This window comes from Streptomyces sp. NPDC028419, from assembly GCF_055565515.1.
The window spans coordinates 62222-75071 of the sequence record NZ_JBVHUE010000010.1; the positions used below are offsets into that span (position 1 = coordinate 62222).

General features: G+C 73.8%; 10 protein-coding genes. 7 read left to right on the top strand and 3 right to left on the bottom strand.

Translation table 11 applies throughout. The features are described from left to right. Nucleotides 1-87: 87 nt before the first annotated feature. Nucleotides 88-1233: a threonine synthase gene (locus tag ACZ4UB_RS14135; RefSeq protein WP_468070346.1), complete on the bottom strand. Its 1146-nt coding sequence runs from the start codon at nt 1231-1233 to the stop codon at nt 88-90. 237 nt (nt 1234-1470) lie between these two features. On the opposite strand from ACZ4UB_RS14135, the gene ACZ4UB_RS14140 reads away from it, so the two are divergent. The 7 genes from ACZ4UB_RS14140 to ACZ4UB_RS14170 all read left to right on the top strand — a co-directional run bounded on the left by ACZ4UB_RS14140 (nt 1471) and on the right by ACZ4UB_RS14170 (nt 9718). Beyond that, nucleotides 1471-2679 (top strand): DUF4190 domain-containing protein, encoded by a 1209-nt coding sequence (locus tag ACZ4UB_RS14140; protein ID WP_468070347.1) that lies wholly within the window; start codon nt 1471-1473, stop codon nt 2677-2679. Nucleotides 2680-2845: 166 nt separating this feature from the next. Then, nucleotides 2846-3598 (top strand): GntR family transcriptional regulator, encoded by a 753-nt coding sequence (locus ACZ4UB_RS14145; RefSeq protein ID WP_354379638.1) that lies wholly within the window; start codon nt 2846-2848, stop codon nt 3596-3598. A 152-nt stretch (nt 3599-3750) separates the two neighbouring features. Then, complete coding sequence (locus tag ACZ4UB_RS14150; RefSeq protein WP_468070348.1) at nt 3751-5466, top strand: purine-cytosine permease family protein; 1716 nt, start codon at nt 3751-3753, stop codon at nt 5464-5466. 159 nt (nt 5467-5625) lie between these two features. Beyond that, on the top strand, nt 5626-5814 hold the full coding sequence (locus ACZ4UB_RS14155; protein ID WP_468070349.1) for an SPOR domain-containing protein: 189 nt from the start codon (nt 5626-5628) through the stop codon (nt 5812-5814). Nucleotides 5815-5856: 42 nt separating this feature from the next. Then, the gene (locus ACZ4UB_RS14160) at nt 5857-6252 is read left to right on the top strand and encodes a (deoxy)nucleoside triphosphate pyrophosphohydrolase (protein WP_354379635.1); all 396 of its coding nucleotides are present in this window, start codon (nt 5857-5859) and stop codon (nt 6250-6252) included. 248 nt (nt 6253-6500) lie between these two features. After that, on the top strand, nt 6501-6929 hold the full coding sequence (locus ACZ4UB_RS14165) for an ATP-binding protein (protein WP_354379896.1): 429 nt from the start codon (nt 6501-6503) through the stop codon (nt 6927-6929). Nucleotides 6930-7078: 149 nt separating this feature from the next. Beyond that, a complete protein-coding gene (locus tag ACZ4UB_RS14170; protein ID WP_468070350.1) occupies nt 7079-9718 on the top strand; it encodes a SpoIIE family protein phosphatase in 2640 nt (879 codons plus the stop codon). 240 nt (nt 9719-9958) lie between these two features. On the opposite strand, the gene ACZ4UB_RS14175 is transcribed toward ACZ4UB_RS14170, so the two are convergent. Together ACZ4UB_RS14175 and ACZ4UB_RS14180 are read right to left on the bottom strand one after the other, a co-directional pair. Continuing rightward, nucleotides 9959-10684, bottom strand: coding sequence for a PspA/IM30 family protein (locus ACZ4UB_RS14175; RefSeq protein WP_468070351.1), 726 nt, complete (start codon nt 10682-10684; stop codon nt 9959-9961). A 40-nt stretch (nt 10685-10724) separates the two neighbouring features. Beyond that, a complete protein-coding gene (locus tag ACZ4UB_RS14180) occupies nt 10725-12812 on the bottom strand; it encodes a TPM domain-containing protein (RefSeq protein ID WP_468070441.1) in 2088 nt (695 codons plus the stop codon). Between the last annotated feature and the right edge of the window lie 38 nt (nt 12813-12850).

Genomic DNA, 12850 nt, shown 5'->3' on the forward strand with positions numbered 1-12850 from the left:
ACATCTGCGTGGACCGGAGCCATGCCCCGGGCCCCGCCACCGGCCCCGGCGCCGAGCGGGCGCCGAGTCGGCGCCGGGGGCCGCGGTTCAGGGGGCCAGGCCCGTCTTGGCGCCGGCGCCGCAGAGCGGGACGACCGCCGAGCGGCCCGCGAGCGGGTCACCGGGCGCGCCCGGGCCGACCGCGGCCCAGCACGCCGCGGCCGTCGGCTCGACGAAGAGCCCCCGCGCCGCCAGGTCCCGCTGGGCCGCGCGGATCCGCTCCTCGGACACCGTCAGGAAGGTGCCCCCCGACTCCCGCACGGCGGCCAGGATCTGCCGGGCCCGGGGCGGGGCCGGGATCGCGATCCCCTCCGCCAGCGTCGGCACGGGGTCCGGGACCGGGGCCGTCGGTTCGCGCTCGCCGGCGGCGAAGGCGCGCGCGAGCGGAGCCATGGCCCGCGCCTGGACGGCGATCAGCGCGGGGGCCCGTACGCCCGCGCGCGCCAGCTCCCGGGCCGCCAGCGCCGCGCCGAGCAGCAGCGTGCCGTTGCCCACGGGCACCACCAGGGCCTCGGGCAGCTCGCCGCCCAGCTCCTCCCACAGCTCGTACACGTACGTCTTCGTGCCGTGCAGGAAGTAGGGGTTGAAGACGTGGCTCGCGTAGAAGACGCCCGGCTCGTCGGCGGCCGCCCGCGCGGCGCGGGCCGCCGCCTCGCGCCCGCCCGGCACCACCCGGACCCGCGCCCCGTGCGCCCGCATCTGCTCGGTCTTCTTCTCCGAGGTGCCCTCGGGCACGAAGACCTCGCAGGCCAGGCCGGCCCGCGCGCTGTAGGCCGCGACGGAGGTGCCGGCGTTGCCGCTGCTGTCCGCGACCAAGCGCTCCGGGCCGAGCCGCCGGGCCAGCTCGGCGAGCATCACCGCGCCCCGGTCCTTGAAGGACAGGGTCGGCATCAGGAAGTCGAGTTTGGCGGAGATCCGCCCGGTCAGCGGGACCAGCGGGGTCCGCCCCTCGCCGAGGGTCACCGCGGGCGCCCCCGGCAGCGGCAGCGCGGACCCGTAGCGCCACAGCGAGTTCGGGCCGGAGTCGAGCTCGACGGCCTTCGGCGGCTGCGGCGCGAAGTCCAGGTCCCAGGGGCCCGCGCAGACGGGGCAGCACCAGGGCGCGGTGCGGACGTCGGCGCGGGCGCCGTCGTCGGGGCAGACGTAATCGGGGCAGACGTCATCGGGAAGTGCGTGCGTCAGTGCGTGCGTCATGCGCGAACGGCTCCGCTCCGTCGGGTCTTCACGGGCCCTTTCCCGGGCTCCGTCGTGAGCTCGTGCAGGGGTTCGGGGGTGGCCCGTCTCCGTGACGGATCGTACGCGGGGGTGTCCGCCGGGTGAGGGGCGCGGGGGCGAGCGGCCGGCCGACCGTTGCCCTTGCGTACTATTCGCGCAGTCGTTCGCGCAGCGCCGCATCCCCCCGCACCCCCGCATGATGGAGCAGCTCACGCCGTGAGTACCCCGCCGCAGCCCCCTCCCCCGCCCCCTCCGCCGCCCCGCGATCCGTGGGCCGCCCCGCCGACCGGGGCCCCTTACGGCTACGGCCACCCCGGCGCTCCGGCGCCGGGCGGCAGGCCTCCGCTCAACGGCTTCGCCCTGGCCGCGCTGCTGGTCGGGCTGCTGTGCTTCCCGCCGCTCGGAGTGGTCTTCGCGGTCGTGGCGCTGGTCCAGATCGCCGCGCGCGGGGAGCGGGGCAGGGGACTGGCGGTCACCGGGCTCGCGGTCTCGGTGTTGATGTCGGGCGCGCTGGCGCTCGTCGCCGTGGAACTGGTGGGTCCGGTCGGTGAGCGACTGGCCCGGGCGGCCGATCGCGGCACGGCCGGTACGGGCGGCAAGGGGAGCGCCGCCCGTGACGTGGAGGGGGATCCGGCGGACCTGGAGCAGGTCCGGGCCGGGGACTGCTTCAACGTGCCGGGTGCGGACCTGCTCGCCGAGGCGCCCCTGGTCTTCAAGGTGGCGTGCACCCGCCCGCACCACGGCGAGATCACCGCGTCCTTCCTCGCGGACCCGGGCGCCTTCCCCGGTGAGGAGGCCCTCGCGGCGCGGGCCGAGGAGCGCTGCTGGCTGGCGCAGGACACGTACGCCATGGACACCTGGGCCCTGCCGGAGTTCGCGGAGATGTACTTCTTCGCGCCGAGCGAGGACGAGTGGGAGCAGGGCAGGCGCAGCGTGCTGTGCGTGCTCGGCACCACGGAGGGCGAGCAGCGCGGGAGCCTGAAGCGCGACGCGACGATGCTGACGGCCGGGCAGGCGTCCTTCCTGGGCGCCGCGAACCGGCTGGACTCCGCGCTGACGGCCGCCCCCGTGACCGACCTCAAGGACTCGCTGCCCCAGTACCGGGCGTGGGCGGCCAAGGTGGAACCGGCGATGGCGGCCGAGGCCGCCGTGCTGCGCGAGTCCACGGCCGGCGCGCCGGCCGACGCGCTGCTCAAGGAGGTCGAGGCGGCCCGCGTGCAGTGGCGGGCGGCGGCGGACGCGCGGCGGCCGGAGGACTTCCGCGCGGCGTGGAGCCGGGCGGTGGACGCGACGTCGGTCGAGACGGAGCGCACGCTGCGCGGGGCGCTCGGGCTGGCGACGAAGGTGCCGTCGTGGCTGGAGGATTCGGACGGCTCGGACACGGGCTGGCTCGACGGCGAGGGTGCCGGGTCGCAGTCGGTCTAGTTCTGGGCCGCTCTCCCGGATCGCGCCGGGAACGCGACTGTAACGCAGGGTAACGGGTTTCAGTGACCTGGCTTCATCACTTCGGGTGAAACTTTGGCCCTTGCTTGCGGTGCACAACCGTAGGTTGCCAGGCTGTAGCTGTCTGTCAACCTGATGGGAGTGGCTAGTGACTTTCGGTGAGCAGCCGGCCTATCTTCGCGTCGCCGGTGACCTGCGACGGAAGATCGTCGATGGGTCCCTGCCCCCGCATGCGCGGCTCCCCTCGCAGGCCCGCATCCGCGAGGAGTACGGGGTCTCCGACACCGTCGCCCTGGAGGCCCGCAAGGTCCTCATGGCGGAGGGGCTCGTCGAGGGCCGCTCCGGTTCGGGGACGTACGTGCGGGAGCAGCCGGTGCCCCGCCGGGTGGCCCGTGCCGGGTACCGCACGACGGGGGCGTCCACCCCCTTCCGGCAGGAGCAGGCGGACTCGGGCAGCCGCGGCACCTGGGAATCCAACAGCGAGCAGACCGAGGCGCCGGCCGAGGTCGCCGCCCGGCTGGGCATCGAGCCGGGGGAGCGGGTGATGCGCACGCGCTACGTCTTCCGCGACGCGGGCGAGGCGATGATGCTCTCCACCTCGTGGGAGCCCCTGTCCGTGACCGGTCGCACGCCGGTGATGCTGCCGGAGGAGGGCCCGCTCGGCGGGAGCGGCGTGGTGGAGCGGATGGCCGCCATCGACGTCGTCGTGGACAACGTGGTGGAGGAGGTCGGCGCCCGGCCCGGGCTGGCCGAGGAGATCCTGGCGCTGGGCGGAGTGCCGGGGCACGTGGTGCTGGTGATCGGGCGGACGTACTTCGCCTCCGGCCGCGCCGTGGAGACGGCGGACGTGGTGGTCCCGGCCGACCGCTACCGCCTCGCCTACCACCTACCGGTCCGCTAGTGCCGTGCGGGGCGCCGCGACTCGGTGAACCGGTCCGGTCACGGCGCCAGGGCGCGGTGTAACGCCCCGGTCATGCGCGGGCCCCGGGCGTAACCCCGGGGCAATGCGGTGAGGTGACGGGCCGTCACGCGCGGGGCCTAGCCTCGGCGCGCATGACGGACGCCACCACCACCCCCGCCGCCCCTGCCGCCGCTCCCGCCGCCACGCGCGGGGCCCCGGAGCCGGGCCGCCGCTACGCCCGGCTCGCCGCGGACGAGAGCCGCGAGGACTTCTCCCTGCGGTACGCGCCGCACTCCTACCGCCGCTGGGGTCCCGCCACGGTCGCCGGCACGGCCCTCGGCGGGATCGCCTACCTCGCCGACTTCGCGATCGGCGCCTCCATCGTCTTCGCCTACGGCTTCACCAGCGGGCTCGCCGCGATCCTGACCGCGGCCGCGGTCATCTTCCTCACCGGCATCCCGATCGCCCGGGCGTGCGCGACGTACGGCCTGGACATGGACCTGGTCACCCGGGGCGCGGGCTTCGGATACTTCGGCTCGACCCTCACGTCGCTCATCTACGCCTCGTTCACCTTCATCTTCTTCGCCCTCGAAGGCTCGATCATGGCCCAGGCCATGCACCAGGCCGTCGGACTGCCGCTGGAGATCGGGTACCTGCTCACCACCCTGATCGTCATCCCCATCGTCTTCCGCGGGATGGGCGCGCTCGCCAAGGTGCAGGCGTGGACCCAGCCCGTCTGGCTGATCGGCCTGGTGCTGCCGTTCCTGGTGCTCGCCTTCGAGGACCCCGGCGCGTTCGGCGCGTTCACCCACTTCGGCGGGACCGCGGGCGCCGGGTCCGGCTTCTCCTGGATCGGCTTCGGCTTCGGCACCGGCATCGCCCTGTCCCTCATCGCGCAGATCGGCGAACAGGCCGACTACCTGCGGTTCATGCCCGCCCGGACCCCGGCCACCAGCCGCCGCTGGAAGCTCGCCGTGCTCGCCGCCGGACCCGGCTGGGTGGTCATCGGCGCGGCCAAGCAGCTCGGCGGCGCCTTCCTCGCCTTCGTCGCGCTCGCGGCGGTGGGCGAGACCCGCGCCCTGGAGCCGATCGCCCCGCAGATCGAGGCCCTGCGCCCCTGGCTCGGCGGCCTCGCGCTGCCCGCCGCCGCGCTCTTCGTCATCGTGTCCCAGGTGAAGATCAACGTCACCAACGCCTACAGCGGCTCGCTGTCCTGGTCGAACTTCTTCTCCCGGATCACCCACCGGCACCCGGGCCGGGTCTGGTACATCTTCCTCAACCTGGCCATCGCGCTGACGCTGATGGAACTCGACATGTTCGCGATGCTCGGCAAACTGCTGGGCTTCTACTCCAACGTCGGCATCGCCTGGATCGCGGCGGTCGCCGCCGATCTGGTCATCAACAAGCGGCTCGGGCTGAGCCCGCCGTACATCGAGTTCAAGCGCGCGTACCTGTACGCCGTCAACCCGGCCGGCTTCGGGGCGATGGTGATCGCGTCCACCGTGTCGATCCTGGCCTTCGCCGGGGTCTTCGGGACCTACGCGCAGGCCTTCTCGACCTTCATCGCGGCCCTCCTCGCGCTCGTCCTGTGCCCCCTGATCGCCTGGGCGACCGGGGGGAAGTACTACCTGGCCCGGCCGAACACGCTGACCGGCCCGGGCGTGGAGGTCGCGGACCTCACCGCGACCCACACCTGCGGGGTCTGCGAGAGCGCGTACGAACTCCCGGACATCGCCGACTGCCCCGTCCAGGCCGGGCCGATCTGCTCGCTGTGCTGTTCGCTCGACGCCACCTGCGGGGACGTCTGCCGCAAGGGCGCCGGGGGAGGTGCGGTCGTCCTGCCGCTGCCGACGGTGCGCCGGCTCTGAACCGGCGTGCACGCCCCCTCGCACGCATGGCCGGATGAGTACGCCTGCGAGGTACCTCTTCGTGAAAAACCGTATCCGCTGAGTAAAGGTCGGGCGTAAGCTCGGGCATATGCGTAATGCGGTTTCCTGGGCAGGTACATCGGCGGAGGGTGGAGCGCGATGAGCGACAACGGTGCTCTGCTCCCATGGCTGGTCATACGGCAGGACGACAACGGCAACCGCTACCGCGTGGGCCGTTACCCCACGCGCGCCGAGGCCCAGAAGGTCGTCGACAGCCTCGATGACCGCGGGCACAAGCAGCTCTACTGGGTCGAGCGGATCGGGCAGAACGCCACCACCGCCAACTGACGGCACATAGGTGTGACATAGGCAGTGACATAGGCTCCGCCCATGACGGAACGCGTGGTCGTGGGCGGAGCCCTTTGTCGTGACGGGCGCCTGCTGGCCGCCCGGCGCAGCGCCCCGCCCGAGCTGGCCGGCCGTTGGGAGCTGCCGGGCGGGAAGGCCGAACCGGGTGAATCCGTCCCCGAGGCCCTCGTACGGGAACTGCGCGAAGAGCTGGGCGTGGAGAGCGAAGCCCTGGAGCGGATCCCGGGGGAGTGGCCCCTGAAACCCGGCCTGGTGCTGCACGTGTGGACCGCGCGCCTGGTCTCCGGCGAGCCCGCGCCGCTGGAGGACCACGACGAGCTGCGCTGGCTCGGGCCGGACGAGTTGGACTCCGTGGACTGGCTCGACCAGGACCGCCCCGCCGTCGCCGAAGCCGGTCGACGGCTGCGCGAGCGCTAGGTCGTACCGGGTGGTGGTCGCGCCGGGGTCAACGGCGCGTCACCGGGGCGCGGCAGCTGGAGCGGGGGCGGCGGAGGGGCGCGGGGGCGCGTAAGGCTCACGGTGTAGGCCAGGTGCACCACAGTGCGCCGGTGCCTGGGGGGTCGGATGGTACGACGCCGCGAATATCGGGTATGTCGCTATTAGTCCCTATCTCGTCCCTCCTCGTCGCTGACGAACCGGACTGGGGTCCGCTGCTGGCCCGGGAAGTGATCGGCGTGATCGACGCAGATGGTGAATGTGCCGAATGGGACTTCCCTGCCGAGCCCGGCGCCGTCCGCACCGCCCGCCACGCCGTGCGCGGCAAGCTCCGCGCCTGGGGTCTGGAGGCGGTCTGCGACGTCACCGTCCTGCTGGTCAGCGAGCTGGTCACCAACTCGCTGCGGTACGCCTCCGGCCCGATCGGGGTCCGATTGGTACGGCGCGATTCCGCCACCGCCCAACCCGCCGCGGGTCCCGCCCTCCTCGTGGAGGTCTCTGATCCGCTTCCGGATCCGCCGCGCGAGCGGGTCGCCACATCCGACGACGAGGGCGGTCGCGGGTTGCACCTGGTGGCGGTTTCGGCGCAGCGGTGGGGGACCCGGCACGGGAAGTCGGGCAAGACAGTGTGGTTCGAATTGGCCCTACCTGGTGAGTAACAAGGAGAAGGGTCTCTGACGATCATCGGGTGTGGCTCGAAATGAACGAGACCGTGCTGTGATCGTGAACGCCGTGCCGAGCGTGCCCGTGGTGCTGAATACTGCGGTCATGGCCGGTCCGGTTGCGGTGAGCTGGAGGGGACGGTCGCGTGAGCGAAATACCTGCGCAGGCACATCAGGCCCATGTGTCAGGGGAGGCGTGGAACGACTCCTTGTGGCACAGCAGCCCGCCTGGCTCGATATATGACTACATAAAGGTCGCATCCTTCTCGATCGGGCCCGACGGCCTCATCGACCAGTGGAGCCTGCGCGCCGAGGAACTCTTCGGGCTGAGCGCCGCCGAAGCGGTGGGCCGCGATCCGGTCGATGCCTTCATGCCCCCGGAACTCCGCCCCGGCGCGCACCGCAGGGTCGCCGAGATCCTCGACGGCAAGGAGTGGACCGGCTTGATCCCGTTCCGCATCCCCGATGGGGACGGCGAACACGGCGTGGCCGAGATCTACGTGATGCCCACCCAGACCGAGACCGCCGAGCGGGCCGCGCTCTGCGTCGTGGTCGATGTCCGCGCGCTGCGCCGGATCGAATCCGATCTGGCGGCCTCTCAGGCGATATTCGGTCAATCTCCCTTCGGCTTCCTGCTCTTTGGTACGGACCTCACCGTGCAGCGCGCCAACCGCCGCTTCGCCACCGTCTTCGGGGGCGGGGTGGAGGAGCACCGGGGGCGCACCGTCCACGACTACCTGCCCCCGCACGAGGCCGACCGGATGGCCGAGGCGCTGCGCCGCGTCCTGGAAACCGGCGATTCGGTCACCGACCTGCGCATCACCGGCGCGGCCCCCGGCAGCCGCGACAACCGGCACTGGTCCATCAACCTCTACCGGGTGCACGGCGGCAACGGCCTGCCCATCGGTGTCGCGGGCCTGGGCACCGACGTCACCCGCCGCCACCTCGCCGCCCGCGAGGCCGCGGGCGTCCGCCGCAACCTCGCCCTCCTCAACGAAGCGGGCCACCGGATCGGGAACTCCCTCGACCTGGAGACCACCGCCCGCGAACTCCTCGACGTCACCGTCCCCGGCTTCTGCGACCTGGCCGCCGTGGACCTCTACCAAGGGCTCCTGCTCGGCGACGACGACCGCGACCGCCCCGCCCGGCCGCACGGACCCGGGGTCCCCTCGCTCCCCGGGGGCGGTCCCGGGCGCGCGCCCTCCGCACCGCTGCGCCGGGTCGCCTTCGCCTCCGCCGTCTCCGACGCACCGCTGTCCGGGCCCGGCCCCGGCGCGCTGGTCGCCGTGGGCGAGGTCCACCGCTACCCGCCCGCCTCGCCCGGCACCCTGGCCCTGCGCACCGCCCGGCCGCGGCTGCTGGAGGGCGCCGCGCCCGACGACCTGATCCAGTCCACCCTCGTCGTCCCGCTCGTCGCGCACGACACGGTGGTCGGCCTGGCCCAGTTCTCCCGCACGAAGGGCAGCGAGCCCTTCGGCGAACGGGACCGGGCCGTCGCCGTCGAGCTCGCCGCGCGGGCCGCCGTATGCATCGACAACGCGCGGCTCTACCGGCGCGAACACGAACGCGCGCTGATACTCCAGCGCAGCCTGCTGCCCCCCGGCGATCCGGCCGCGGCGGGCCTCGACATCGCCTGCCGTTACCTGCCCGGCAACGCGGCGACCGAGGTCGGCGGCGATTGGTTCGACGTCATCGAGCTGCCCGGGCACCGCACCGCGCTCGTGGTCGGTGACGTGATGGGCCGCGGCCTGCGGGCCGCCGTCGCCATGGGCGAACTGCGCACGGCCGTACGCACCCTGGCCCTCCTCGACCTGGAACCGGCCGAAGTGCTCACGGCGCTGGACGAGGTGGCCCGGGGCCTGGGCACCCCGGGCGGTTCGCAGCAGGCCTCGCGGGCGGCCCTGCAATCCCGCGACGCCGACCTGAACGACCTGTCGGAGGTCTACCTCGCGACCTGCGTCTACGCCGTCTACGACCCGGTGACCAGGCGCTGCACCATAGCCAACGCGGGCCACATGCCGCCCGTCCTGGTCGAACCGGCCGAACCCGGGGGCCCGCCCCGGCCCGCGCTGCTGCTGGAGGTGCCGCCCGGGATGCCGCTCGGGGTCGGCGGTGAACCCTTCGAGGAGGTCGAGGTGGACCTCCCCGAAGGCGCACTGCTCGCCCTGTACACCGACGGGCTCGTCGAATCCCGCGACCACCCGCTGGAGGAGGGACTGCGCGGGCTGCGGGAGGCGCTGGCCGATCCGGTGCGGCCGCTGGAGGACGTCTGCGACCACGTCCTCGGCTCGCTGCACACCCGGCACGGCGAGGACGACATCGCCCTGCTGCTGGCCCGGGTGCAGGGGCTGCCGATCGACGCGGTCGGCGACTGGCAACTGCCGCGCGAGGCCCGGTCGGTGGGGCGGGCGCGGGAGCTGGCCCGGGCGAAGCTGCCCGCGTGGGGCCTGGAGGGGCTGCTCGATACGACCGAACTGCTGGTCAGCGAGCTGGTGACGAACGCGCTGCGGTACGGGGAGGGCGAGATCAGGCTGCGGCTGCTGTTGGACCGGACCCTGGTGTGCGAGGTGTGGGACGGGAACCTGGTGCAGCCCCGGCGGCGGCGGGCCCGGGACACGGACGAGGGCGGGCGCGGGCTGCAGCTCGTCGGGCTGCTGTCGGCCGGGTGGGGTACGCGGCGTACCCACCGGGGGAAGACGGTGTGGTTCGAACTGCCGTTGCCGGGGGTGGCGGGGGAGGCCGTCGCCGAGCTGTCGGCGGAGCAGTTGCTCAGCATGTACGGGTAGGTCCGGGGGTGGGGGCCGATGGGTCCGTGCGGGCCGGCTTCCCGGGGCTCCGCCCCGGACCCCGCGCCTCAATCGCCGGCGGGGCTGGATGGGCCTGGCCCGGAGGCTGGACCCGTCCAGCCCCGCCGGAGGTACCTTCCCCCGGGGCTCCGCCCCGGACCCCGCGCCTCAATCGCCGGCGAGGCTGGATGGGCCCGGCCCGGAGGCTGGATCCGTCCAGCCACGCCGGCGGGGGCTTGGTCAGGAGCGCCCCGATTTCAGGGCTGCCAGGCGGGCTTCGATTTCGGTGTTCTTGTCCAGGTCGTCCAGGGCTTCGAACTGGGCGTCCAGGGTGGAGGCGGCCAGTTCCTGCTTGCCCAGGGCCATCGCTTCCTCGCGGCGGACCTTGTCCTCGAAGCGGTTCAGGTCGCTCGTCGGGTCCATCACGTCGATGTTCTTCACCGCGTCCATCATCGTGTTCTGCGCCTGGGCCGTCTTCGCGCGCGCCACCAACTCGTCGCGCTTCGCCTGGAGCTCCGTCAGCTTGGTCTTCATCGAGTTCAGACCGGCCTTGAGCTTCTCGACGACCTCCGTCTGCGCCGCGATCGTCGGCTCCGCCGTCTTCGCCTCCTTCTCCGACTGGAGCTGGCGGCCCAGCGCGACCTTCGCCAGGTTGTCGAACCTGTCCGCGTCCGTCGGTGTGCCCGGGGTCCCCGCCGTCCGCAGCTCGTCGGCCTTGCGGCTGGCCGCCAGGGCCTTGGCGCCCCACTCGGCCGCCGCGTTCACGTCCTCCGCGTGGTCCGCCTCCAGCATCCGCAGGTTGCCGATCGTGGTGGCGACGGCCTGCTCCGCCTCGGAGATGTTGTTCGTGTAGTCCCGGATCAGCTGGTCCAGCATCTTCTGCGGGTCTTCCGCCTGGTCCAGCAGCGCGTTGATGTTGGCCTTCGCGAGCTGGGTGACGCGGCCGAGGATGGTCTGCTTGCTCATGGGTGCCTACTCCTAGGGGAAAAAGGGGGGGTGGGTGACGTCAGAAGCGGCCGCCACCGCCCATCCGGCCGCGGGTGCCCCCGCCGCCGAAGGAGCCGGGACCTGGGCCGCCACCCCCGAAGCCGCCGCCTCCGCCGCCGAAGCCGCCGTACCCGCCCCCGCGGCCGCCGCGGCCGCCGCCGAGGATCTCGCCGAGGATGATCCCGCCCAGCACCGCGCCGCCCATGCCGCCCTGCTGCGAGCGGCGGCCGCCGTACGGGTCCTGGTACGCCCGCACGTCCGCCTCCGCCAGCTGCTGCGCCTGCCGCGCCAGCGAGTCCGCCTGCTGCGCCTCGGCCAGCGCGGCCGCCGGGTCCGAGCCCGTCACCGCGAGCGAGCGCTCCAGGTGCCGCTGCGCCTCCGCCAGCCGGGTGCGGGCCTGACTGCCGACGGCTCCGCGGCTGGTGGTGACGTAGTCCGCGGCCGCGCCGATCGCGCTGCGGGCCGACAGCAGGGCCTGGTCCAGCAGGGCCGCGGCCCGTTGCCGGCCCGACTCGCGCTCCCGGGCTCCGGCGAGCGCCTCGTCCAGGGCCGCGTCGGCCTCCTCGATCCGGCGCAGGGCGTCGATCGGGTCGTACCGGCCCGCGCCCTGCTCCGCCCGGACGTCGGCCAGTACCGACTCCGCCCGGCCGATCCGGCCCCGCAGGTCCGCCGTGGAGACGCCCTCGGCGGTTCCCGTCAGCAGCCCGCGGGCGTCCGCGAGGTCGGTCTCGGTCTCGTTCAGGGCGCCGGTCAGCTTGCCCGCCGCCTCGGCCAGTTCCCGCGCGCGCCGCTCCACCGCGTCCACCAGGGTGGTCGCCTGGTCGACGGCGCCCTCGGCCGCCCGCACGTGCACGGCCGCCTTGCCGTTGTCCCCGCCGTCGACGGCGGCGCGCGCCTCGCCGAGGCTGGTGGTGGCGAACAGCAGCCGGTCCTTGGCCTGTTCGGCGTTGGAGGCCACGGGGGCGGACGCGGAATCGGCGTACCGCTGGGCCAGGGCGGTCAAGGTCGCCACGGCCGTGGAGGTCCGGCCGGTCAGCGCGCGGAAGTGCGCCTGTACGGTCTCCAGCGCCTGCGGTGCGTTCTTCTCCAGGGCGCGCAGCCGGTCGAAGTCGGCGGATTCGGCGTCGAGGCGCCGGCTCGCCTCCGTGCAGCGCGCCACGATCTCGTCCAGCATCCGGCGCCGGGTCGCGTCGTCCTCGGGATAGGCGTCGTCGAGCTGCTGGCGCAGCCGGAAGGCGTGCGTCAGCTCGTCCTTGGCGTAGGCCACGGCCGCGGTGAACGGCCCCACCGCCTCCTCGCCGAACTGGGCCGAGGCGAAACCGAGTTCCTCGGTGCTGGTGCGGACCGCGTCGTCGGTCTCCACCAGCAGCGACTTGGCCTTGGCGTCGAGTTCGGCGAGCGGGAGCCGGGGCGGGCCCTGCTCGCCCCAGCCCGAGCGGGCCGTCGTACCGCGGTCGGTCGTTCCCTTGCGCTTGCGGCGGCTGTAGGCGTAGGCGCCGAGCGCGCCCACGGCGCCGACCGCGACCACCGGCAGCACGTAGTCACCGGCCCCGCTCTCGCCGCCCGCCCGGTCCCCACCGGGATCGGCCACGCCCGGGGTGATCGCGGGGACCGGCACCGGCCGCCCCGCCAGCACGGCGTCGTAGCCGCCCGCCGCGCCGATCGCCGCGCCCGCCCAGTCGTTCTCCTTCAGGGCGGGCTCGATGGCGCTGCGGGCGACGCTCGCCAGCTGTTCCTTGGTGAAGCCGGAGTCGACGTCGGCCGAGTAGGCGTACTGCCGGGCCCCGGTCGCGACGGCGAGCAGGACGTCGTTCTGCCCGAGGCCGCTGCGCTGCGCGGTGGCATCGGCCCAGCTCTGGGCGGAGCGTCCGGAGAAGTCGCGGACGTACGCCACGAACAGCTGGACGCGCTGGTCGGTGTACAGCTTGTCGAGGGCGGCGGCCACGGCGGGCTCGCGGTCGCCCAGGGCGCCCACCCGGTCGGTGATCTGGCCCTCCTGCGACAGGGTGACGGGATCGTCGGCCCGGGCCGGCGGGGCCTCGGCCGCGCCCAGGCCGCCGAGCGCGAGCAGCGCGGCGGCCAGGGCGAGCACGGCCCGCAGGGATATCCGGGAGGTGGCGCTCGGCTTCGTCCTGCTTCTCGGCG

Bases quoted from the DNA above. Each gene is read 5' to 3' on its own strand.
- ACZ4UB_RS14135 (WP_468070346.1), bottom strand. From the start codon at position 1,233: ATGACGCACGCACTGACGCACGCACTTCCCGATGACGTCTGCCCCGAT.
- ACZ4UB_RS14160 (WP_354379635.1), top strand. From the start codon at position 5,857: ATGACGGAACGCGTGGTCGTGGGCGGAGCCCTTTGTCGTGACGGGCGC.
- ACZ4UB_RS14155 (WP_468070349.1), top strand. From the start codon at position 5,626: ATGAGCGACAACGGTGCTCTGCTCCCATGGCTGGTCATACGGCAGGAC.
- ACZ4UB_RS14150 (WP_468070348.1), top strand. From the start codon at position 3,751: ATGACGGACGCCACCACCACCCCCGCCGCCCCTGCCGCCGCTCCCGCC.
- ACZ4UB_RS14175 (WP_468070351.1), bottom strand. From the start codon at position 10,684: ATGAGCAAGCAGACCATCCTCGGCCGCGTCACCCAGCTCGCGAAGGCC.